The sequence below is a fragment of the Leuconostoc falkenbergense genome (assembly GCF_045801155.1).
Taxonomy (GTDB): domain Bacteria; phylum Bacillota; class Bacilli; order Lactobacillales; family Lactobacillaceae; genus Leuconostoc; species Leuconostoc falkenbergense.
On sequence record NZ_CP174386.1, the window covers coordinates 1,530,606 to 1,552,599 of the forward strand.

The following is a 21,994-nucleotide window of genomic DNA, read 5'->3' on the forward strand; positions in this document are numbered from 1 at the left end:
AGGCAAACGTTCGTTCGGGTGTTTTAGTCTAATATTTGTAACATAATCCATTCAATTATTGCGTTAACTGTACTTGCTCTGCGCTCTACGGTTGAGATGCTTAATCCTAGATCTTCGATCAACATTTCATGAATAATATCCTTCTTATTCAAACGGCCATGGATAATTCTTCTTTGAATAAGATGATTGAACAGAGAATATGAAATAATCTCACGCGCAAGCAAAATATTCCGCTGTCCAACTGCTTGTTGCGCAATATGTTTACCACGTACGGTTAACTTAAATCGAGAATCAATTTGTTCTGCCAATCCAAAATACATTAAAATATTTTTAACATAATAATCAGATTGACGTGGATCGAAATTGAAATTTTCAGCAATCTCTGTTTTAGTCAGCGGTCGCCTTTTTAATATCATCATCAACTCCAAAACTTTTGACATATCATTAGCTTGTGGAAATAATTTTCCTACCGTGTCATGAGTTATGACACTTTGTGCGTATTGTAATAAAGAAGCTGCTGTTTCAGTTTCGTTGCGATCAATCAATTGGAATTCGAACCGTCTAATTTCTCGAATACTATTGTAATGTGTATCATTATCAAACGAAAAAATTCTTACTCTGGCATACTGACTTGCTGCATTAATTTCAAAGAAAACTGGAATAATTGGTTTGTTATCAATTTTTAGATCTGACAAAAGCTTACGATAAGGAAAATATAGTTGTCGTATCAAAAAATTGTCTTCTTTTACCTGCTTTGCTTCGATAATATAAATTGCTTTAGGCGATTCTAAAACTGTATCGATTTCAATTTGTGGGTTTTCTAACTGTAATGTAAAATGATGATTACCTTGAAAATTAGAAATATTAAATTGCCAATTGCCGCCACCCATTCTTCCAGTGATTGTACGAATAAAATCAGAATCTTCAAATGCTTGGTCAAAAACATTTGCCGCTAATCCTGCACTTATCCAGCTATTTTCATTCCACGTCGCTGAGTTTCCCAGTAAGGAAGCTAAGTTAGGCACTTGATATTTTTCTACACTGGTCGCCTCAGCACTAGAAAGGTTAGCATACTCATCAAAATGTCCCACAAGGTATTTTTTACGTGATATTGGCAGTATATTAAGCTCATTTTCCACAAATACATCTGGTAAGTCTTCACGTTTATCAAATTTTGACAAATTTCGAAAATCTGGTCCAGATATTTTTTTTGAAATCCGGTTCACTTCTTGCGAAGTAATTTCAAAAAATCCCTGATGGTTAAGTGATTGTATAGCATCGCTACGCTTTGACAAGACTTCTTCCCAGACTCTATTTTTGGCACCGTTAACCATGAACAATTACCTCACCAACAGTTGTCCTAGAAGTGGCCCTTGCCCCAACCGAACGTTTAACACTAACGTGTTCAATTTGGACACCCTTAATATCACCATATAGTTCCTCAATAAGGGGAACATCCGAATTTGATAACATCACATGAACACCATTTTCATGCAAACGCTTAAATACATCTCGCAATCTAACCTGCTGTTCGTATCCAAACTCAGCACTATATCCGGTAAAATTACTAGTCGCAGATAATGGTATATATGGCGGATCAAAGTATACAAAATCACCTGTTTTAGCTTTGCTAACTGCTTTTTCAAAATCGCCGTTCATAAATGCGACTTGCGCGGAATTTAAGTAATTCGCAACAGCAAAAATCGTATTAGCGTCAGAGATTTTTGGGTTTTTGTAGCTACCAAAAGGGACATTGTTTTGACCTTTACGGTTTACGCGCCATAACCCGTTATACCCAGTTTTGTTCATATAAATGAAGCGCGCCGAACGTTCAATTGAGGACATATTTTCAAGCCTGCCATCACGATCAGCAGCACGTAAATCTAAATAAAATTCTTTACTGTGATTTCTTTGATATTCTTGTAGCAATTGTGTTAATTGTTCAGGATTATCACAAACAGTTTCCCATGTCACCACTAGTTCAGGATTGAAATCATTCAAAATTGCTTTTTCTGGTTGCAGCATTAATAAAAAGGCACCACCACCTAAAAAAGGCTCAAAATATGTTCCAAATTTCTTTGGAACATACCTCGCCAATTCTGGTAGTAACTGCCTTTTTCCACCAACCCATTTAATAAATGGTTTTAAATTTGCTAATTGTTGCTTGTTGCTTGTTGCTTGTTGCTTGTTGCTTGTTGCTTGTTGCTTGTTGCTTGTTGCTTGTTGCTTGTTGCTTGTTGCTTGTTGCTTGTTGCTTGTTGCTTGTTGCTTGTTGCTTGTTGCTTGTTGCTAAGCATGGGCGTGATCCTCTACTTTGTCAAGAGTTAGGATCTTAATTGTTGATCAAAATTGATTTTGGATCAAGTCTTTCACCAAATCGCTCTCATATTGCCAACAAATTGCTTTGTTCTATTGTTGATTATATCAGCATTCCATTGTGAAAATTTTGGAGCCATTAACCTATTATTTATAATTTTTGATCTCATCAGATGGTCAGCCTTTTCTTCTAATGACCATTCTTCATTCCAATTTATTTTTTTCTCTAACAACGTATAATTCCCAAACTTATTTATATATGCAGCATCACTAGCCAGTTGATCCAAGTTTGCCAATCTAATTAGACGATATTTTGGATTTCCATTTCCCTTAAACAGCTCGTATGACGATATTGTTTCATCAGGCTGTGCCGCCAATAATTCTGCTAACAAGAATACGTGACCTTGATTTGTATTGCGAGATTGATTTTGTGTCCATTTATCTCTATTCCATACTGGTAACGTTAATATCGCTTGCTCTTTTTTCTCAATTTCATCTAATTTTTTATTTATTTCTTCAACATTGGCTATTATGCCAGTTTTAATACCTCTAGAAACCTTTACCAAGTCTTTTTCCAAATCATTAGCAACTTCACCTAATATAAATATATTGACTGCGTAGACACTTAAAATTTTTTTTAAAACCTTTCTGACATCGCTTTCCTTAAAAGAACGATCATACATAGCTAGCACCACTGGATGAAATGTCTTAACTAAAACCGAAGCAGTATCTACCAAATCAGCAAGTTCTTGATCTTTAAATCGTGACTTTAAACCTTTTAAAAGTCCGTAATAAATTCCAACATATTTAGCCAACTCTTCTAACACTTTTTGTGCATCACTAGAATTTTGTAATTGATTACTCTTTCTCATTGCTCGGAATAATTTATCTTTGTTTACCAAGCCGACATTAAACGCCCAATAGGCTCGTATGTAGCGCGAAGTTTCGTTGGAATCTCGATTTAAAGTAGTGAAAATTCTTTCCCACTTACTATTAGCACTTTCTTCATCATCAGACAAAAAACCGAGAAGCAGGTTTTTCAAGAGATCAGCTTCTTCTAGACTTTTACCACGAGCATTTAAAGTTTCGAAAATAACAAACCCATCTTTTGTTGAAGCTGTATTTATTAATATAACCTTGAATCGCTTCGTAAACACTTGTATTAAATTTTCTAGTCTCTTTAATTGTTGAGGCACCCCTAAATTCTCTGATTCCTTTTTTGCAATATATTGCGAAACATGTTTTTTTAAAAACAAATATGCGTTTCTTAGGTTTTTTTCTGTTTGATTGTCACTTTCTACAATTCGACCCTTTATAAGTAGATCAGTAAAAAAAGAAGCAACGTCATTTTCATCTGGCAATGTTAATATGGGTGTCTTAAGATTGCTAGCTAATAAATAATTTTCCTGAATATCATCTACCTTACGACGAGCGGAGTATCTTTCATCTTCACTTAATTGCGAGCTGAATTTTTGATCACTTGTAAATTTTTTCGCAACATCTCTTATAGCTGCCAACAATAAAGTGGAAGTTATTAACCGCTGTTGCCCATCAATGACTTCATAACCATTTTCCGAAGTATTGGTGACAATTTGGCCAAAGAAGTGCTCTTCTGAATCATCTGACAAGACTTCCTCTAAGTCATCCCACAAGTCCTCAAGCTGAATATTCTGCCATGAATATTCACGTTGATATGCCGGAATATGAAAAAGTGCTTCATTTTCAGAAAGTAAAGCATGTATCGATTTTGTTTCTGGATTAGCAATTGACATTATTTTTTCTCCTATTCTTATTACGTCATTGCTTCAATTAGATCACAAATATCGCTCATAACACATTAAATTTTTGATCACAAAAAAACAGCTCATCGGCTGTTTTTTTGTTTCACCGGTTGCGTCACACGCAACACCTTAGTGAACGAGAATCCAATAATTACAATACCAGCTACAATTACTAATGCCATAATGTTTCTCCTTTGATTTGTTTGATTATTGCTATCATACAGACCAAAGATTAAACCAATATTTAATCTAAATTAGTAATTTCAGCGATTGCTTGTGCATAGATTGAGATTGAGCGATACAAGTCATCTAACAAAGCAAATTCATTAACTTGGTGCATAGTGTCTGGTGAATCTGGGAATAATGCCCCAAAGGCGACACCACGCTTCATCAAACGACCATAAGTACCACCACCAATGACTTGATCATGTGCTGGCAAACCAGTTTGTTCGTGATAAACACGCAACAATGTTTCCACAATAGGATCGCTTGGTGCAACGTAATGTGGCACTTGCGCGTGTCCGCCAATGGTTGGCTTGACATCCCAACCATTCAATTGTGAGGCCAAACCAGCTTCAATTTCTTCCGGTGTAATGCCTTTTGGATAACGGAAGTTGAAGTTAATAAAGGCTTTGCCGCCGTCAACAAACTTTTGAATACCAACGTTCATTGACAAAGGTCCCATGACTTGGTCAGTGTAATTAACACCAAACTTCTTACCAATAGTATCATCATGTGCTGGTGTGCCAAGATAAGTCAAGAATGACTTAGCAGTACCACCGAAATCAAAGTCTTGCAAGAAGTTAGCTAGGTACGTACCAGCGTTCTCACCAGTTTCAGGCATTGCGCCGTGAACCTGTTTACCATTCAAAACAAAGTTGACAACTTCACCATCTGTTTCTGTTGAACCAGAAATCTGTGGATTATCCACCAAATATTCTTGGAATTCAGTGACAATTTTTTCTGCTTGTGCTGACTGCACAGTAGCACGGGCAATTCCAGGTACCATATTAGTCCGTAATCCAGATTCAAACGATACCAACTTAGCAGAACCACCGTTAGTAGCTTCACCGTCAATCAAAATTTGGACATTACCCTTTTCACCATTGATAATTGGATATTCAGCATCAGGTGAGAAGCCAAATGCTGGTTCAGGTTCCACTTCAAAATAACGTGTCATGCCTGTCCAGTCGTTTTCTTCATCGGTACCAAAAATCAATCGTACACGACGCTTCAAAGGTACTTTCAAATCAGACAAAATTTTGAAAGCGTAATAAGCAGCCATCCCCGGTCCCTTATCATCAGACGCCCCGCGGGCAATGATTTTGTCTTCAGTCACAACAGGTTCAAATGGTGCTGTTTCCCAACCTTCACCTGCTGGCATGACATCAACGTGGGCCAAGATAGCAACGTATTCCTCAGCATCCTTTGGACCAATTTCAATATAACCAGCCAAGTTATCAAGGTTTTTAGTGGTAAAACCATCTCGTTCTGCAATCGACAGTACTTTAACTAATGCATCTTTGGGCCCAGGACCAAGTGGTGCATCTGCTGTGGCTTTTGAGTCATCACGTACAGATTCAACTGCTAGCATTGACTTCAAATCCTCAATAAACGCCTCTTTACGCGTTTCTGTTTCTTGTTTCCAATCAATTGTCATGTTTTTTTAACCTTTCTTGTATCTAATACTTTGATTATACGCTTTTGATGATTTTTTTCCTAATGACTTGTCTTGCTCAATATCGTGATTGCTTTGGTACACTAGCTAACAATTTTTGACGCAAAGCTGGATCAGCCACTGCGATAAATAAACCATGACGTCCCCTTTTTAGTAGGATGTTCAAAGCATTAAGCATGATTGATTGCTTATCCTCTAATGACAAATTTTTGCCACCCACGCTTCTAAATGCTGCCTTATCCTCATAATGAGTTGGATCGATGATTAACTGATCTTTTTGATTATCATAACGAATACCAGGCCCAATAATCACGCCTGCATAATTCAAGTCAAAGCCCTGAATCGTATAAACAGACCCCACTTCATCGATCGTTTCAGGGCGTAAGGCCCAAGGTGTGGCACCTGTATCAAGCTGATCCCAGGGTAATTTGAAATCGTCCAACGTAACATACCATTTGCCACGATTAACCGTGTAGGGATAATCGGTAGTTGACAAGATTCTCGACATGCCGACACGCTGATTTTCTTGACAAATCGCCGCATATAACTGGTTAGCATCATTATAAATGCGCAAATCAAATGATAGAGATGTTGCCACATCAATTATTTTTTTGTGCTGAGTTAGCTGATCAATCCACTCAACGACTGACTGGCTTTGATCAACCATTCGATATTGCTCGCTTAATTGAACTGCCTCAGGTTTAAACGGTGCTAGAATAGTCTGCAACTGCTCGCGATGCCACATACTTTTTAACTTCAAAACCTGATGAGCATCAAAGACTAGAATAACCACACGCGCATGTTTCAGTATCTCAACCAGTTGATTTTCTTGCTGAAATTTATTGTACCGGTCTGGTGCTGTTAGTAAAAGATGGGCTTCATCAATTAAAACAACATCAGCTGTTTGATTGTGAAGAGTCATTTGATTAATGAATGTCGTTGGTTTAAGAAATTGATTCTTTTTGAGGTCAGGCTGATAACTGGCTAATTCACGGTAACTTTTCCACATCTCAGCGTGATTAACAAGTAAAAAATTACGCCATTGTGGCTTCGTGGCTTGTAGTTGTTTGAAAATTTCAAATAGCACAACGCTCTTACCAGCACCAGCGCCACCTTCTATCACAAAAGCACGTGTTTGCGACTGGGTTAAATTGTGATTGGCGAACGCTACTGCTTGGTGAATCACATCATTTTGTTCATCTGAAAATTGTTCACCGTCAGCCAATACGAAACTATTTTTAATCATAGCCATATTGTAACATCATGCGTCCTCAAAACAGAAAAAATATAAATGACATAATATAAATGCACCGTCATAAACGCTGATAACACAAGGATTTGGCGTGCAATATTTGTCCTTATCAGTTAGAATAAGTGTGAGGAAGTAAACATGAAAAAGCTGACAGAAGATATCCTTTACCAAGTTATCAAAAAAAGACCTGAACAATCTCATAAAGGCACTTATGGTCGCGTTTTAATTATTGGTGGCACACAGCAATTTGGTGGTGCTGTAATCATGAACGCACTAGCTGCTGTCAATGCTGGGGCCGGCTTAGTTTCTGTTGCAACAGATCCCAGTAACTTCACTGCATTGCACGCTCATTTACCCGAAGCAATGGTGATTGATTTTAATGACGATTTAACTGATGATATTCAACATGCTGATGTCGTGTTAATTGGTTCTGGACTGGGAAATCGTCTTGATATCGTTGAAGCCACTTTTGACGCCATCATGGCACGCCAAATTTTGATTGTGGATGGTTCAGCATTAACTTTAGTTGCGGAAAATAAACTTTCTTGGCCACAATCGCAGCTTATTATTACACCACATCAAATGGAATGGCAACGATTAAGCGGTGTCACAATCAATGAACAGGCATTTGAGGCTTTCAATATGTTAGCACAGCAACGTATGAATGTTCAGCCAATCCTTGTTTTGAAACAACACCATACCCAAATTTATACGCTTAACCAAGTTTTCGAAATACCAAATGGTGGTCCTTATCAAGCTACCGGTGGTATGGGTGACACGCTGGCTGGTATGATAGCTGGCTTTACTGCGCAATTCATGTTGTGCTTTCCAGAGGCAATCATGGCAGCGGTTTATGCCCATTCCGCCATTGCTGATGAACTATCAAAAAATCAATATGTCACACTACCAACTAAAATCAGCGCAGCATTACCAGAATTTATGTCGCGTTATGCCAAATAATTTTAGAACCCAAAAATAACGGTTAATTCCACAGACGATTTCAAGAAAAATGATTGAATATGTTAGAATGAAATTAACGATTTTTGGAGGAATTCATTTTGAAACTAATTTCATGGAACATTGACTCAATTAACGCCGCTGTTGAACATAAAAGTGCGCGTGGTGAAATGACTTGGTCAGTTCTTAATAATATTGCTGAAGCCACACCTGATGTGTTTGCTATTCAAGAAACCAAATTAAAAGCGACCGGGTTAACCAAAAAGCAGGCTAATGCCATTGCTGAACTATTCCCCGACTATCACGTTTTTGTCAACCCGAGTTTAGCACGTTCAGGCTATTCCGGTACCATGGTATTGTCCCGTCAAGAACCTCTATCAGTTGATTTTCCAAAAATAGATGCGCCCGGCGACATGGATATGGAGGGGCGTGTGATCACACTCGAATTCGCCAATTTTTATGTTTCAACTGTTTATACACCCAATTCCGGCAGCGAACTAGCGCGCTTAGATGATCGTGGTTTATGGGATGATCAATACCGACGCTATATCAGTTCATTAGACCAAAAGAAGCCAGTGATTTTCAGTGGTGACATGAACGTTGCCCATGAAGAAATTGACCTGAAAAATCCTAAAACTAATCGCCATTCAGCCGGATTTACCGATCAGGAACGGGAAAAGTTTACTGCATTATTGGGTGCCGGTTTCACAGATACGCTGAGAGCGCTCAACCCAAATGTCCCAAGTATCTACACTTGGTGGGCACAAATTAGCAAGACCAGCAAAATTAACAACTCGGGTTGGCGCATTGATTATTATCTCGTCAGCAACAGAATTGCTGATAAAGTCACCCAGTCAACTGTACTAGACACTGGTAAAAGACAAGATCACGCACCAATTCAATTGGAAATTGATTTACTTTAAAAACAACATGGTTTCTTCATGATTTAGTGCCAATATCGCCACATTATTAACATATAATTAAGTTATTGGTGGAGGTGTTAATATGGATAAGAGACCAAACGTGAGTCGTGTTGACGATATCTACATTCATGCTTACTATACTTACGATGCCGTCGTCACAAAAAAAACAGCAGAGCCGCTTCAGTTTCTAGATTTAGTCTCGCTGTTATTCTGGGATTATCGTTGGCAATCGGGTGTCATACACTCATCACAATTTTTTTCTAAGCTATCCAATCTGGGATAGCTTATTTATTTTTCACAAATGATTTTAGTGCTGAATCACCAAATTGCTGGGATTCATATATTAAAATATTTGCCGCAGCCACCGCATCATCTAAGGCGTTATGGTGATGTTCAAGCGTAATACCCAAGTTTTCCGCCACTGTATTCAATTTATGATTTTGAAAATTTGGAAATAGCTTGCGGCTCGTTTGAACTGTGTCCAATAGCATATAATGTGGTTCCGGTAGTCCGTAATAGTCTAACGTTCCCTTCAATACGCCGTTATCAAACGGTGCATTGTGCGCAACCACTAATTTATCCGCCGTAAATAGTGGTGCAATCGTTGGCCAAATATCAGGAAATTGTGGTGCTTTTGCCACATCAATTTGGTGAATACCATGAATTTTCGTATTATAGTGACTAAATGACGTTTCTGGTTTTATTAATGAGTAGAATTGGTCAACAATTTGATTATCTCTCACAACTGCTAATGCAATCGATACTGCTGAGTGCTTTTCATGATTGGCTGTTTCAAAATCCATTGCAACAAAATTCATATTTCTAACTCCAAAACCATTTTTTGCAACTGCGTCTGACGCCCATTTGGCAACGTCAAATTCACTTGCTTCCCTACCATTATAAAACCAAACTTCTCGTAAATGTGTCTAGCTGGCAAATTGTCTACTTGCACATCTAACCATACCTGCTGTAAACCATTTGCTTGTGCCCAATCCAGTAATGCTGTCATCAATGATTGTCCTAAACCAGCGCCTTGAAATTGAGATAAAATGGCCATACCTACTTCCCCATTTTCAATCGAGCCAATACCTACTGGCAAACGTAACGCCCCTTGTTCAGCCATCAGTAACAAAGTGATAGCTGGCCCAACGTTTTCCTCCGGCACTACTTCTCCATCTCGCATACTAGCTATCAAAAACGTATCCGTTTCAGTCATCAATTGTTGAATGAGTGCCTGCCATTGTGCTGCGTTTTCTAACCCTGCCACTTCCAAACTAAATGCAATCGATTGACTCATATCAAAGTTCATAATGCGTCCTCAAAATTAGCCAGTTGCCCAATACCATGAATGGTAATTTGACGTTGATCATCTTCATTGGTTCGTTGAAAGTTAAAATCAATACGATCGTTGGGCAAAATATCAACCATATATTGCGGCCATTCAATCAAAGTAATACCGTCTGTCCCGATAAAATCTTCAAACCCTTGATTTTCAGCGCCCATTGTTTCCAAAGTATAGGCATCAAAATGATAAATCGGTGTTTCACCGGCCATATACGTATTCATGATATTAAATGTCGGACTCTTAACACGACCAGTGACACCTAAAGCACGAGCGAATCCTTGTGTGAAAGTTGTTTTGCCAGCACCAAGGTCGCCATTTAAAGTTAATACCATACCGCGACGTACCAGTTGGGCTACTTTTTGAGCCAATTCTTGTGTTTGCTGTGAATTGTTTGTGAGAAATTCTTTCATTCTTTCATTATAGCACGAGATAATTGGTATAATGGTACTTAACAACTAAAAGGACCGCTATCATGTATCGAGATGATTCATTAACATTACACACAGACGCCTATCAAATTAATATGATTTATACCTATTGGCAGCAAAGTATTGATCAAACACCTGTTGTCTTTGAAGCGTACTTTAGAAAAATGCCGTTTGACAATGGTTACGTTATTTTTGCCGGTTTAGAGCGAATTGTGACTATTCTAAAGCAACTCACTTTCAGTCAGAGTGACATTAACTATCTTCGTAGCCTAGATTTATATGATGATGCTTTCCTAGATTATTTGCAAAATTGGCATTTCACAGCAACTTTGCGTTCAGCCTACGAAGGTGAAGTGATGTTTAACAACGAGCCACTTTTCCAAGTTGAAGGTCCACTTGTCGACGCGCAGTTATTAGAGACGCTTTTGCTCAATGTGGTCAATTTTCAAACATTGATTGCCACCAAAGCCGCTCGTATTGCTACTGTCACTGATGGTCAACCCTTGCTGGAATTTGGCACACGACGTGCCCAAGAAATTGATGCTGCGCTGTGGGGCACACGTGCAGCCTACATTGGTGGATTTGACGCAACATCTAATGTTCGCGCTGGCAAATTATTCAATATCCCAATTTCTGGCACACATGCGCACGCTTTAGTGCAAGCCTATCAAAATGATTACGACGCGTTTAAAGCTTACGCATCAACTCATAAAGACGTCGTTTTCTTAGTAGACACTTTTGACACGCTCAAGTCCGGTGTCCCTAGCGCGATCAAAGTAGCACAAGAATTTGGCGACCAAATCAATTTTCAAGGTGTCAGAATTGATTCAGGTGACATGGCTTATTTGTCTAAAATCATTCGGAAAATGCTAGACGAAGCTGGTTTCACATCAGCTAAAATATATGCGTCCAATGACTTGGACGAAAATACAATCTTAAACTTGAAAATGCAAGGTGCCAAAATAGATGTTTGGGGTGTCGGCACCAAACTCATCACTGCTTTTGACCAACCAGCTTTAGGCGCTGTTTACAAAATGGTTAGCTTCAACGGCAAAAATACGATCAAAATTTCCAACAACGTTGAAAAAGTATCGACCCCTGGCAAAAAACAAGTTTGGCGCATCACCGATCGGCAAGACGGTAAATCCGAAGGCGATTATCTCACTTTCTCAAATGAAGATCCGCGTCAGCAAACGGATTTATATATGTTTGATCCTAATCACCCTGTTATTTCAAAAGACGTCCATGATTTCAACGCTGAACCTATGCTTCATGATATTTTTGTTAATGGCCAATTAATTTATGATTTGCCAGACATTAAGACCGTTAAAACCTATGCGAAGCAGTCGCTGGACAATTTGTGGGATGAATATAAGCGTGTCCTTAATCCACAAACATATCCAGTTGATTTGTCACAGAGCTTATATGACGCCAAAATTGACTTAATCAACAAAACTCGCCAACACATTAAGGAGATGTCAAAATGAGACCTTTGCAAGCAAAAATCATTGCCGAATTGCACGTACAACCTATGATTGACGCCGACGCTGAGATTCGTCGATCAGTTGATTTTTTGAAACAATATTTAACCCATTCAATATACACAAGCCTTGTATTGGCAATTAGCGGTGGTCAAGATTCAACCCTTGCTGGTAAATTAGCCCAAATGGCAGTGCAAGAACTGCGTGACACAACTGGTGATGATTATAAATTTGTCGCCATTCGCCAGCCTTATGGCAAGCAACGTGATGAAGATGATGCTCAAGCTGCCCTAACATTTATCCAACCTGACGTCATTGTCACCACTGACATTCAACCCGCAACAGACGCTATGACTACCGCTTTACGTGCTGGTGGACTGACCGTTGATGATATGAGTCGAGGTTCCATTAAGCCAAAAATGCGCATGATTGCACAGTATGCTGTTGCTCGTGAGCACAACGGTATTGTTGTGGGAACTGATCACGCCGCTGAAGCCTTTGCAGGTTTTTTCACCAAATATGGTGATGGCGGCACAGATATCAACCCTCTCTGGCGTCTCAACAAACGACAAGGTCGCCAATTATTAGTAGCCCTCAACGCACCAGCGCATCTATATGATAAAGTGCCAACCGCTGATTTGGAAGATGACCGACCACAATTACCAGATGAAGTTGCATTAGGTGTCAGCTATCAGGCTATCGATAATTATTTGGAGGGTCGAGACGTCTCTGAAAAAGACGCTACTCAAATTGAGTCACTTTACTTGGCGAGTCAACAAAAACGCCATGAGCCAATCACAATTTACGACACATGGTTTTATTAATCAACTAATAGATCACCGTAACGCAATTGCCCAACGTAATTGAGTTGCGGTGTTTTTGATAGATCATGTGGATTAGTACCAGGTTGATTAAGGGGCACTGCAACACCTAATTTTTGGTAATAGTTTAGCCAATAATTTGAGATTGGCTGCTGATCATCACCAAATTGCATCGGTTGTTGCGGTATCGTCAACACATTTGCAAATGCTAACTGCACCAATTGTGAACAATATAAGCCATCATCATTAGGATAAAACGAAAAATTATAGGGTCGATTTTGATAGGACATTGCCTGTGAAATCACTTGTGACTGTTGCGTTTCCGTCAAGCTAGCTCGATAAATATCTGCAACGTTAACTTCTTCGAAGAAATCACGTATTCGTTGAATTGCTACGCCATGTTTTGGGGAGGCATCAATGATTTGGTGCGTATTAATCACAATAGCGACATGAACATAGTTGCCTGTTGATGTCGCTATTGCCTCATCAAGTGCTTCATGATTGTTTGGAATGAATAGTAAATCAGCTGTTTGTAATGTCATAGTGCTAGTTTACCACGCACGACCAACAAAAAATACCAAGCTTAGCGCTTGGTATTCTTTACTTTTTTAATTTGTAGCAGCTTTTTCAGCAGCGGCAGCATTTTCCGTCTCTTGCTTTTGTAACATCTTGTCATACTTTATAGCAAATGGGAAGTACATTGCTGTTGACATTGCAATTAAGATTGCTTGCCAGATGGCAAATTGCCAACCACCAGCCAAAAGTCCAGAAATAATTGGTGGTGTTGTCCAAGGTACACCGACACCATTTAGCGGTGGCACAATACCAAAGTAGATAATTGCGTAAGTTCCAACGGCAGCAATAACTGGCGTGAGGAAGAATGGAATAGCCAAGAATGGATTTAAGACCATTGGAATACCAAACAAGAATGGTTCGTTAATATTGAATAATCCAGGAATTAATTCGATTTTTCCAAGTGTCTTCAATTGCACTGAACGAGCACGCACCAGTGTGAAGACCACCAAACCGATCGTCATTCCAGATCCAGTCATGTTGATAAAATTATTCAAGAACTCGTTCGTAACAATATGAACTGATGGGTTTGACAATGTCAATTCACCAGCCTTACGTGCTACCATGTTGTCAAATGAGTTAGGAATTAAGAAAGCACCTGAGATAGCACCAACGATAATACCGCCATGGACACCAAAGAACCAGAAGAATGTGACCAAGAATGCCAGCAAAAGAACTGCCGGGAATGAATCTGACATCCCTTGAAGTGGTGTTTGAATAACTTGATAAATCCAATCTAGTGCATCTGTATGGAATACATACTTGAAGATGGCAAAGATTGCAGTAGATACTGTCACGACTACAAAAGCTGGAATCATGGCTGTGAACTGTCCAGCAACGTTTGCAGGTACTTGTTCAGGTAAAGTTACCTTCCAACCTGCCTTAATCATTGCTGAGTAAGACCAACCAACTAGCAAACCAACAATAATAGCAGCAATCATACCTTGTCCGCCCATGTTGGCTGTGTTCAAAACGCCGGCCACTGGACTGCTCAACAATTCTTGTACAGCATGTGGCAACTTATCAATATTCTTGTAGGCTGCTTCATTGACAGGGTTCGGCACCGACATGGTTTGTAGCAATAGGAATGCTACTAATGCGGTGAACCCAGCAGGCAAGGCCTCTTGCCCTTCATCACGTACATAAACATACGCAATACCAACGACTGTGAAAATTGAAATCATACCAAAGCTAGCATTGTTAGCCTGAGCAAACACCGCCGACCAACCATGATCCGCCAGCCATGTGGCAACTGGTACATACGGTACGTTAGCCAAAATCAGAAAGACAGATCCAATAATGATAAATGGCAAACTATACACCATACCATTTTTCAACGCTGTAACTGCTTTAGTGTTGATAAACTTCATGATAGGTGGCATCAATTTGTCGGTTACCCAACTACTCTTTGCACTATTCTGCATAAGTATTTCTCCTTTTGTAAACTCCCTGTTTACGTAATTCCGCTTTTTGTAAGCGGTTACACTAATATCATAACCCATTATTTGAAAATGTCAACACTTTTTTGTAAACGGTTACAACTTATGAAAGAAATGACTTAATGTACTTTTTTAGTATGCAGTATAAATGTGGCAAAACAGTGAATTAACAAGGATTTAATTGTGAATTGTTTGGTGTAAATGTGTTTGTTGTTTGACTATTCCAACTTAATATTATTATCGTAATTAAATGTTATAATTTTGTTGTTATTGATTCGTTTTCATTTCATTTACATTAGGATAATAAGATTTGAAAACTTCATAGGCGCCAATCAAATTTGCTGAATTGCCAAATTGGGCTGCTTTGATGTTGACAGGCATATCAGTAATATGTCCTTTGACATCAGCAATCAAAATTGAAACGCGTTGATTCAATTCATTTAAAATATCGTCATTTTGTGAGAGACCACCACCAATCACAATGATTTCTGGATCAACGATGAACATCAGATTAAAAATACCACGAGCCAAACTATCCAATTGACGCGACACGTTTATTTTTGCCACGCCATCACCCTTCTTAGCCAAATCATACAAATCTTTACCAGACAGTGAGGTGTCGTGCTTCACGTTGTAACGTCTAGCCATTTCAACCGCCGATGCTTTGACACTCCACTGAGAGTTAACGCCATCAAAAAAGCTATAACCAAACTCACCACCATAGCCATGTGCGCCGCGCACGAGTTGTCCATTAAGGTAAACAGCACCACCCACACCTGTACCAACGACCACAAATATTGCTGAATTTGCCCCAACAGCAACACCTTGTTTGACTTCTGCTAAGCCCGCGGCGTTAGCATCATTTTCAATTGTGACAGGCGCTTTAAATAGCTTTTCCAAGCTGTCGACAATGGGAAAATGATGAATATAGGGTACTGCTGAGTTGCCACTAATGAACCCATCTTTGAATTTCACAACCCCCGGAGCACTAATTGCCACGCCATCAATATTAGTGAAATTTTGCGCGACATCACGCAATTTATTAACCATTTCATCCCAAGTTTTGGGTGTCTCAAATGATGAAATTTCACCCAAATTATCATCTATGACTGTGGCATATTTCACACTAGTCCCACCAATATCTATTGTTAAAATCATGTTGTCTTCCTCCGAATGAAAAAGCAGCCGAAGCTGCCGATTATAAATAAACGTTATTGCAAAACTTTTGCAGTGCTGTCACTATTTTCTTGCTTCAGCAATATTTGATCATACTTCTTAGCAAATGGCCAATAACTTGCAATGGTCATCAATAGCATGATAGCCTGCCAAACAGCACCTTGCCAGCCACCAATAATCAATCCTGAAATAATAGGCGGGGTTGTCCAAGGAACATAAATTCCATTAAACGGCGGAATAATGCCAAATTTAATCACCAAATAAGTCAAAATTCCTGAAAGCAACGGTGTCAAAATAAATGGTACTGCAAGCAATGGATTAAGCACCAATGGAACACCAAATAAAATTGGCTCATTGATGTTAAATAGCGCAGGCACAATTTCCAATTTACCAAGTGTCTTCATCTGAGTTGACTTGGCACGCCAGAGCATGAACACAACTAAACCAATCGTCAATCCAGAACCTGTCACAGTAATATATTGATCCATAAATGATTGCGTCACAATGTGGGGCCATTATCAATCGTTAATTTACCAGCTTTATACAAAGCATTATTATCAGCATTATTGGCTAGCAAAAGTGGTGTCATAATACCACCAATAATTGTTGCGCCATGTACACCGAAGAACCAAAGGAACACTGGCAAAAAGGCAACGATGAAAACGCCCATTGGACCGTCAGTGGCATGTTGAAGTGGCGTTTGAATCACTTTATAAATCCACTCAACAAATGTTGTGCTCAGTCCCAATTTAAAGAAAGCATAAACAGCTGTGGCCCCTGACACAATCACAGCACCGGGTACTAAGGCCGTAAATGAAGCCGCAACGTTGGCTGGTACTTGTTCTGGTAACTTGATGGTAAATCCTTTTTTCATAAACCAAGTGTATATCCAACCGACTAACAAACCAACAATAATGGCAACAATCATGCCCTTACCACCGAGCCAGTTTTTGTCAATCACATTACTAGCAACCCATGCCGTAGACGTTTTGCCGGCTGAATTGGTAACATTGGTCACCGTGTCTGGTTGCAAAATAACATCAACCACAATTGCTAATAATCCTGCCGGAACACCTTCGTAACCAGCATCATGCACCCAAGAATATGCAATACCAAATACAGCAAATACCGCCATCAAAGCCATTGATCCATTATAGGCCTGCATAAAGATAGCAGCCAAACCAGATTTTGAAATGGCATCAGCAATTGGTGTATAAGGAAAATTACCTAAAATCAGGAATATGGCACCAATCACAATAAATGGAATTGGATAAAGCATACCGTTTTTGATGGCAACCATTGGTTTTAGATTAACAAACTTCATCACTGGTGGCAGCAACTTTTTGTTAATAAAATCATTCATAATGATTCTCCTCGTTTAAAATTTGTAAGCGCTTACATTTTAAGGTAAGTATAACACCATGATCCTCATTTGACAATGCAAGTGATTGACCATGGTGTGTGATTAGTTAACTGTTGAGACCATTAGACTTAAATACGTCACGCAAATACTCAAACGATGCTTTCTTTGAACGGCGCATATCACGTTCCTCTTCATTAGTTCGATTAACGTAAACGGCACCATAACGCTTGTTCATATCACCACTCGAGCTAGGAATATCAATCAATCCCCAGCCAAGATAGCCGATAACGTCGGTTCCATCTTCAATCATAGCTTGCTTCATTGCGTCAATATGATCACGGTGATATTGAATACGGTAATCATCTTGAATCATTTGATCGCCAGTCATTTCTTCACGCCAACCCAAACCATTTTCAACAGGAAAGACCGGTAACTGATAGCGAGAATAAATTGATGTTAAGGCGTTTCTAAAGCCCAAAGGATCAATCGTCCATGACCATTCATTTGCTGTTAAATAAGGGTTTGTTTCATTGGCAATATCTAAATAGCGATTTGGTGCTGTGCCATCTGGAATTTTATCCGCATTCAACATGTCTGTCCGATAATAACTAAACGCTATAAAATCACTGGTTTGCTTTGATAATACTGCGTCATCCTTAGGTTGATAGTCCATATCAATATTGTGCGTTGCCACAAAGGCTAACACTTCCGGCAAATAGTGGCCAGCAGTAAACATCGTTAGCAAGTTATCATTCAAAAATGTGTCAACTCGACGAGCTGCAAAAACGTCAGTCGGTTTAGATGTGGCTGGATACGTCACTTGATACGCCAACATACCACCAATTTGTAATTGATCAAACTGTTCATGCACGAAATTTGCAACATGCGCATGCGCCAACATCGTATGATGAAAAATTTGATAAAGATTGTCTAACGAATGTTCTACATCGATGGCACCACCAATATCATAAGCCATATTTGTAAAATATAGATTGTGTTCATTAAATGTCAGCCAATACGTCACCCGATCAGCAAAACGGCTAATGATTTCCTTGGCATAACGCACATAAGCGTCGACAACGTGGCGACTCAAAAAACCATTATATTTCTCTGCGAGCGCCAGTGGCATATCAAAATGGTACAGCGCTATCATTGGCTGAATCCCACGTGCCAGCAAGGCATCAATCATATCTGAATAAAACTGAATGCCTGCCTCGTTGAATTCACCATCACCATCTGGAACGACGCGCGCCCAAGAAATTTCAAAGCGATACATATTGACGCCCATTTCAGCCATAAGATCAAAGTCTTCAGGATAACGATGGTACTCGTCAATCGTCTTTTCCCAAGTAGCCTCTTTTTTCAAGTCATATGTGGATTTACCACGCACACCTTGAAAACCCTCAGTTTGCATACTAGATGTCGAGTTTCCCCAGAAAAAGCCGGTCGGCATTGTTGTCATAAATTTTCCCCTTGTGTTTTAATTACATTTTGATACCAGTTGAAACTATCTTTCTTTAAGCGCTTACCGCTGCCATGCCCCTCATCATCTAGATCGACGTAAATGTAGCCATAGCGCTTACTCATCTCACCCGTACCAGCTGAGACAATATCAATTGGTCCCCATGACAAGTAGCCAATCAGGTTCACACCATCAATAATGGTAGCCTTTTCCGCTTCAGCGATATGTGCACTCAGATAAGCAATACGATAATCATCATGAATACTGCCGTCTGCTGTCACGGTATCATAGGCACCAAAACCATTTTCCACGATCATAATAGGCAAATTTGGATACAAATTATTCAGTTGATTTAATGTGTAGCGCAATCCCTCAGGATCAATTGTCCAGCCCCAATCAGACGCAGGAATCAGCGTGTTTTTGACACTTTCAATGCTACTTGGATCATCTAAAGCCGGTGTTTTACCATCAGCTGCTTTAACCGCAAACGTTGCATAATATGAAATACTCAAATAATCGACAGTACCCTCTTTTAAAATTTGTCGATCCTCATCTGTAATATCTGGACGATAACCCGTTCGCTCAAATAAAGCTTCCAACTCTGATGGATATGCTCCACGAATATGCACATCACTAAACCACTTGCGCAATTGTTCAGCTTTCTGAGCTGCTAACATATCTGCTGGTAATGGCGTAGCTGGATAAATTGGTGACACATTTAGCATCGCACCAATTTGGAAGTCCGGATTAATTTTGTGCGCAAGTTGTACCACTTTGGCACTAGCTACTAATTCATAATGGCCAGCTTGGTACATATCTGCCATACGTTCTGCGATTGTAGCCGTTTCGTCATACCGCAAACCAGAATTTGTCCAAACAAGAAAATCTTGTACCGTTGATGCTTCACTAATATTAGCTTGGTTGGATATTTCATTATGCGTAATCCAATATTTAACCTTATTGCGATAACGCTTAAGAACCGTCTCTGAGTATTTCACGAAAAAGTCGATCAAACGACGATTGCGCCAACCGCCATATTCCGTTACCAAATGGTACGGCATTTCAAAGTGGTTGAGTGTAATGACCGGTTCAATACCAAGACGATTCATCTCATCAAACATGTCATCGTAAAACTGAAGTCCAGCTTCATTGGGCTCTGCATCATCACCATTTGGAAAGATTCTTGTCCATGCAATAGATGTTCGGAAAGCCATGAACCCCATTTCTGCCATCAATGCCAAATCTTCTTTGTAAGTGTCATGAAAATAAATGCCGTGATGATTGGGGTAATTTTCCCCTGCAATCACGCCATCAGTTATGGTTCGTGGCGTCGTGGCATTGCCGGCAGTCAATACATCGGCAATCGAAACGCCTTTACCATCAACGTCCCAAGCACCCTCAGCTTGGTGAGCAGCAATCGCACCGCCCCAGAGAAAATCTTTTGGCATTTTTAATCCTGTCATGTTTAATTCTCCTATGTTTAGTCACTATTTAACTATAATTGTAAGCGTTTACATTACAAAACACAAGAATGTCCTAAAAGTCGTTACTTTTTGCACTAAAAAAGAACTAACCTGTGTTAGTCCTTTAATGCTGCTAGAAAGGCTTCTTTTAACCCTTCATTATCATCCGGGGTTCCTAAAGCAATACGAATCCACTCGGAATTTAAGCGATCGTTGACTTGATAGCCCGATTGCAACAACGCTTGACCGACTTTCTTAGTCTCACCCACTTTAATCCAAATGAAATTGGCCTGTGACTCATAAAATGTGAGCCCCTCATCACGTAAAAAGTTTTGGAATTTGGTACGTTCTGATTGAAACGCCGCCACGTTTTTTGCCAAATAATCTTGATCCAAAATTGCAGCCGTACCACCAACAATTTGGTAAGTTGACAAATTATATGGCAAACGCACAGCTTGCATCGCTGTATATAGGGGATCCTGCATGATACCATAGCCAATGCGCAAATTAGCTAATCCATAGGCTTTAGACAACGTGCGTAGTACAACTAAATTTTTATATTGTGAGACAAGTGGTGCCACTGCGGCATCTGGTTCATCCACAAAATCATAATAAGCTTCATCAACAACTAGCGTCACCGTGCTTGGTAATTTTGTCAAAAATGCTTCAATATCGGCAGTTTTTTCAAAAACACCTGTTGGATTATTAGGATTGGCCAACCAAATCATCGTTGTTTGATCAGTGATAGCAGCTAACATGGCCTCAAAATCAACATGCCCATCGGCTGGGTTAACTGGGACTTTAACTGTTGTCGCTTGTTCAATTTCGGCGTGAAGTGCATACTCACCAAATGTTGGGTCAGGCACAATCATTTCAGATTCTGGCGTCAAAATGGTACGTGTCAACAGTTGAATGAGTTCGTCAGCACCTACACCAAATACTAAGTTTTCAGGATTAACTTGTGTTAAGTCTGCTACTGCTTCACGCAAAGGCGTTGCTTGACCATCAGGGTAATAGCCTAACACATCATCAGACACCGCGCGCACAGCCTCTCCGACTTTTGGTGATGGTCCATAAACTGATTCATTAGCCGACAGACGTGCTAAATGTTGTAATCCATACTTGGCTTTAACCACTTCTTCTGGTAGTTCCGCTTGATAAGCCGCTAACTTTTTAACTGTTTCCTTCATTTTTGCTCATCTCCTCGCCAATCTTGGCGTTCATGCAACTGAGATTGTTGGCCAATGCGCGACCCCAGTTCGTTCTTAATATCATCAAGTGTAACATTTTTTTCAACTAAGAGAACCATTAGATGAAAAAATAAATCCGCCGTTTCATAAATTAGTTCATCGTTGTTATTTTTAGCGCCTAGAATGACCTCTGTTGATTCTTCACCAACTTTTTTTAAAATTTTATCGAGTCCTTTTTGGTATAAATAATCTGTGTAAGAACCTTCTTGTGGGTTATTTTTACGCGCCAAGGCTGCTGCGTAGAGCGCTTCAATTGATTGTTGTGCCATAATCTATTCCTTTCCAA

Annotated in this window: 21 protein-coding genes and 1 pseudogene; 5 read left to right on the forward strand and 17 right to left on the reverse strand. The window is 39.5% G+C overall.

The genetic code is table 11. The features are described from left to right. Positions 1 to 23 precede the first annotated feature (23 nt). The 6 genes from ACI3ES_RS07550 to ACI3ES_RS07575 all read right to left on the reverse strand — a co-directional run bounded on the left by ACI3ES_RS07550 (position 24) and on the right by ACI3ES_RS07575 (position 7,027). Entirely contained in the window at positions 24 to 1,334 is a 1,311-nt protein-coding gene (locus tag ACI3ES_RS07550) for a type II restriction enzyme (RefSeq protein WP_114667698.1), read from the reverse strand. Beyond that, positions 1,327 to 2,136, reverse strand: a complete 810-nt coding sequence (locus tag ACI3ES_RS07555; protein WP_114667699.1) for a Dam family site-specific DNA-(adenine-N6)-methyltransferase — start codon at positions 2,134 to 2,136, stop codon at positions 1,327 to 1,329. Before ACI3ES_RS07555 ends, ACI3ES_RS07550 begins: the two co-directional genes overlap by 8 nt. Before the next feature lie 17 nt (positions 2,137 to 2,153). Next, positions 2,154 to 2,297 carry a hypothetical protein gene (locus tag ACI3ES_RS07560; protein WP_407631959.1) on the reverse strand — a complete coding sequence of 48 codons (144 nt, stop codon included), beginning with the start codon at positions 2,295 to 2,297 and terminating at the stop codon, positions 2,154 to 2,156. Between the two features lie 72 nt (positions 2,298 to 2,369). Then, positions 2,370 to 4,088: a DUF262 domain-containing protein gene (locus tag ACI3ES_RS07565; protein WP_114667043.1), complete on the reverse strand. Its 1,719-nt coding sequence runs from the start codon at positions 4,086 to 4,088 to the stop codon at positions 2,370 to 2,372. 253 nt (positions 4,089 to 4,341) lie between these two features. Beyond that, complete coding sequence (gene pepV, locus ACI3ES_RS07570) at positions 4,342 to 5,757, reverse strand: dipeptidase PepV (protein WP_114667044.1); 1,416 nt, start codon at positions 5,755 to 5,757, stop codon at positions 4,342 to 4,344. A gap of 76 nt (positions 5,758 to 5,833) precedes the next feature. Next, on the reverse strand, positions 5,834 to 7,027 hold the full coding sequence (locus tag ACI3ES_RS07575) for a DUF2075 domain-containing protein (protein ID WP_114667045.1): 1,194 nt from the start codon (positions 7,025 to 7,027) through the stop codon (positions 5,834 to 5,836). Between the two features lie 138 nt (positions 7,028 to 7,165). Here ACI3ES_RS07575 and ACI3ES_RS07580 point away from each other — a divergent pair, with 138 nt between their 5' ends. The 3 genes from ACI3ES_RS07580 to ACI3ES_RS07590 all read left to right on the forward strand — a co-directional run bounded on the left by ACI3ES_RS07580 (position 7,166) and on the right by ACI3ES_RS07590 (position 9,190). Further along, entirely contained in the window at positions 7,166 to 7,987 is an 822-nt protein-coding gene (locus ACI3ES_RS07580; RefSeq protein ID WP_114667046.1) for an NAD(P)H-hydrate dehydratase, read from the forward strand. A gap of 98 nt (positions 7,988 to 8,085) precedes the next feature. Continuing rightward, positions 8,086 to 8,907 (forward strand): exodeoxyribonuclease III, encoded by an 822-nt coding sequence (locus ACI3ES_RS07585; RefSeq protein ID WP_114667047.1) that lies wholly within the window; start codon positions 8,086 to 8,088, stop codon positions 8,905 to 8,907. A gap of 82 nt (positions 8,908 to 8,989) precedes the next feature. Continuing rightward, on the forward strand, positions 8,990 to 9,190 hold the full coding sequence (locus ACI3ES_RS07590) for a hypothetical protein (protein ID WP_036066253.1): 201 nt from the start codon (positions 8,990 to 8,992) through the stop codon (positions 9,188 to 9,190). Position 9,191: 1 nt separating this feature from the next. Here ACI3ES_RS07590 and ACI3ES_RS07595 read toward each other — a convergent pair whose 3' ends face one another. From ACI3ES_RS07595 to tsaE, 3 genes are read right to left on the reverse strand one after another with little or no spacing between them, the layout of a single operon-like run. Beyond that, the gene (locus tag ACI3ES_RS07595) at positions 9,192 to 9,725 is read right to left on the reverse strand and encodes a 3'-5' exonuclease (protein ID WP_004910447.1); all 534 of its coding nucleotides are present in this window, start codon (positions 9,723 to 9,725) and stop codon (positions 9,192 to 9,194) included. After that, the gene (locus ACI3ES_RS07600) at positions 9,722 to 10,216 is read right to left on the reverse strand and encodes a GNAT family N-acetyltransferase (protein ID WP_114667048.1); all 495 of its coding nucleotides are present in this window, start codon (positions 10,214 to 10,216) and stop codon (positions 9,722 to 9,724) included. The genes ACI3ES_RS07595 and ACI3ES_RS07600 overlap by 4 nt, the downstream gene beginning before the upstream one ends. Beyond that, on the reverse strand, positions 10,213 to 10,662 hold the full coding sequence (tsaE, locus tag ACI3ES_RS07605) for a tRNA (adenosine(37)-N6)-threonylcarbamoyltransferase complex ATPase subunit type 1 TsaE (protein ID WP_004910452.1): 450 nt from the start codon (positions 10,660 to 10,662) through the stop codon (positions 10,213 to 10,215). The genes ACI3ES_RS07600 and tsaE overlap by 4 nt, the downstream gene beginning before the upstream one ends. Before the next feature lie 62 nt (positions 10,663 to 10,724). On the opposite strand from tsaE, the gene ACI3ES_RS07610 reads away from it, so the two are divergent. Both ACI3ES_RS07610 and nadE read left to right on the forward strand, forming a co-directional pair. Continuing rightward, entirely contained in the window at positions 10,725 to 12,167 is a 1,443-nt protein-coding gene (locus ACI3ES_RS07610) for a nicotinate phosphoribosyltransferase (protein ID WP_114667049.1), read from the forward strand. Next, the gene (nadE, locus tag ACI3ES_RS07615) at positions 12,164 to 12,985 is read left to right on the forward strand and encodes an ammonia-dependent NAD(+) synthetase (protein ID WP_114667050.1); all 822 of its coding nucleotides are present in this window, start codon (positions 12,164 to 12,166) and stop codon (positions 12,983 to 12,985) included. Before ACI3ES_RS07610 ends, nadE begins: the two co-directional genes overlap by 4 nt. On the opposite strand, the gene ACI3ES_RS07620 is transcribed toward nadE, so the two are convergent. The 8 genes and pseudogenes from ACI3ES_RS07620 to hisE form a co-directional block, all read right to left on the reverse strand. Next, the gene (locus ACI3ES_RS07620) at positions 12,982 to 13,524 is read right to left on the reverse strand and encodes a YiiX/YebB-like N1pC/P60 family cysteine hydrolase (protein ID WP_114667051.1); all 543 of its coding nucleotides are present in this window, start codon (positions 13,522 to 13,524) and stop codon (positions 12,982 to 12,984) included. The two genes, nadE and ACI3ES_RS07620, sit on opposite strands and share 4 nt — an antisense overlap. 66 nt (positions 13,525 to 13,590) lie before the next feature. Continuing rightward, a complete protein-coding gene (locus ACI3ES_RS07625) occupies positions 13,591 to 14,979 on the reverse strand; it encodes a PTS sugar transporter subunit IIC (RefSeq protein WP_114667052.1) in 1,389 nt (462 codons plus the stop codon). A gap of 282 nt (positions 14,980 to 15,261) precedes the next feature. Continuing rightward, positions 15,262 to 16,152, reverse strand: a complete 891-nt coding sequence (locus tag ACI3ES_RS07630) for an ROK family protein (RefSeq protein WP_114667053.1) — start codon at positions 16,150 to 16,152, stop codon at positions 15,262 to 15,264. A 53-nt stretch (positions 16,153 to 16,205) separates the two neighbouring features. Further along, positions 16,206 to 17,533: pseudogene (locus ACI3ES_RS07635) on the reverse strand (PTS sugar transporter subunit IIC). 106 nt (positions 17,534 to 17,639) lie between these two features. Continuing rightward, positions 17,640 to 18,995, reverse strand: a complete 1,356-nt coding sequence (locus ACI3ES_RS07640) for a glycoside hydrolase family 1 protein (protein ID WP_114667054.1) — start codon at positions 18,993 to 18,995, stop codon at positions 17,640 to 17,642. Then, positions 18,992 to 20,458 (reverse strand): 6-phospho-beta-glucosidase, encoded by a 1,467-nt coding sequence (locus tag ACI3ES_RS07645; RefSeq protein ID WP_188353855.1) that lies wholly within the window; start codon positions 20,456 to 20,458, stop codon positions 18,992 to 18,994. Before ACI3ES_RS07645 ends, ACI3ES_RS07640 begins: the two co-directional genes overlap by 4 nt. Positions 20,459 to 20,574: 116 nt before the next feature. Next, complete coding sequence (gene hisC / locus ACI3ES_RS07650) at positions 20,575 to 21,648, reverse strand: histidinol-phosphate transaminase (RefSeq protein ID WP_114667056.1); 1,074 nt, start codon at positions 21,646 to 21,648, stop codon at positions 20,575 to 20,577. After that, positions 21,645 to 21,977 (reverse strand): phosphoribosyl-ATP diphosphatase, encoded by a 333-nt coding sequence (hisE, locus tag ACI3ES_RS07655; protein ID WP_004910475.1) that lies wholly within the window; start codon positions 21,975 to 21,977, stop codon positions 21,645 to 21,647. The genes hisC and hisE overlap by 4 nt, the downstream gene beginning before the upstream one ends. Positions 21,978 to 21,994: the final 17 nt, after the last annotated feature.

Bases quoted from the DNA above. Each gene is read 5' to 3' on its own strand.
- pepV (WP_114667044.1), bottom strand. From the start codon at position 5,757: ATGACAATTGATTGGAAACAAGAAACAGAAACGCGTAAAGAGGCGTTT.
- tsaE (WP_004910452.1), bottom strand. From the start codon at position 10,662: ATGAAAGAATTTCTCACAAACAATTCACAGCAAACACAAGAATTGGCT.
- ACI3ES_RS07560 (WP_407631959.1), bottom strand. From the start codon at position 2,297: ATGCTTAGCAACAAGCAACAAGCAACAAGCAACAAGCAACAAGCAACA.
- ACI3ES_RS07590 (WP_036066253.1), top strand. From the start codon at position 8,990: ATGGATAAGAGACCAAACGTGAGTCGTGTTGACGATATCTACATTCAT.
- ACI3ES_RS07550 (WP_114667698.1), bottom strand. From the start codon at position 1,334: ATGGTTAACGGTGCCAAAAATAGAGTCTGGGAAGAAGTCTTGTCAAAG.
- ACI3ES_RS07645 (WP_188353855.1), bottom strand. From the start codon at position 20,458: ATGACAGGATTAAAAATGCCAAAAGATTTTCTCTGGGGCGGTGCGATT.
- hisC (WP_114667056.1), bottom strand. From the start codon at position 21,648: ATGAAGGAAACAGTTAAAAAGTTAGCGGCTTATCAAGCGGAACTACCA.
- ACI3ES_RS07565 (WP_114667043.1), bottom strand. From the start codon at position 4,088: ATGTCAATTGCTAATCCAGAAACAAAATCGATACATGCTTTACTTTCT.
- ACI3ES_RS07575 (WP_114667045.1), bottom strand. From the start codon at position 7,027: ATGGCTATGATTAAAAATAGTTTCGTATTGGCTGACGGTGAACAATTT.
- ACI3ES_RS07600 (WP_114667048.1), bottom strand. From the start codon at position 10,216: ATGAACTTTGATATGAGTCAATCGATTGCATTTAGTTTGGAAGTGGCA.
- ACI3ES_RS07620 (WP_114667051.1), bottom strand. From the start codon at position 13,524: ATGACATTACAAACAGCTGATTTACTATTCATTCCAAACAATCATGAA.
- hisE (WP_004910475.1), bottom strand. From the start codon at position 21,977: ATGGCACAACAATCAATTGAAGCGCTCTACGCAGCAGCCTTGGCGCGT.
- ACI3ES_RS07580 (WP_114667046.1), top strand. From the start codon at position 7,166: ATGAAAAAGCTGACAGAAGATATCCTTTACCAAGTTATCAAAAAAAGA.
- ACI3ES_RS07595 (WP_004910447.1), bottom strand. From the start codon at position 9,725: ATGAATTTTGTTGCAATGGATTTTGAAACAGCCAATCATGAAAAGCAC.
- ACI3ES_RS07640 (WP_114667054.1), bottom strand. From the start codon at position 18,995: ATGACAACAATGCCGACCGGCTTTTTCTGGGGAAACTCGACATCTAGT.
- ACI3ES_RS07630 (WP_114667053.1), bottom strand. From the start codon at position 16,152: ATGATTTTAACAATAGATATTGGTGGGACTAGTGTGAAATATGCCACA.
- ACI3ES_RS07625 (WP_114667052.1), bottom strand. From the start codon at position 14,979: ATGCAGAATAGTGCAAAGAGTAGTTGGGTAACCGACAAATTGATGCCA.
- ACI3ES_RS07610 (WP_114667049.1), top strand. From the start codon at position 10,725: ATGTATCGAGATGATTCATTAACATTACACACAGACGCCTATCAAATT.
- nadE (WP_114667050.1), top strand. From the start codon at position 12,164: ATGAGACCTTTGCAAGCAAAAATCATTGCCGAATTGCACGTACAACCT.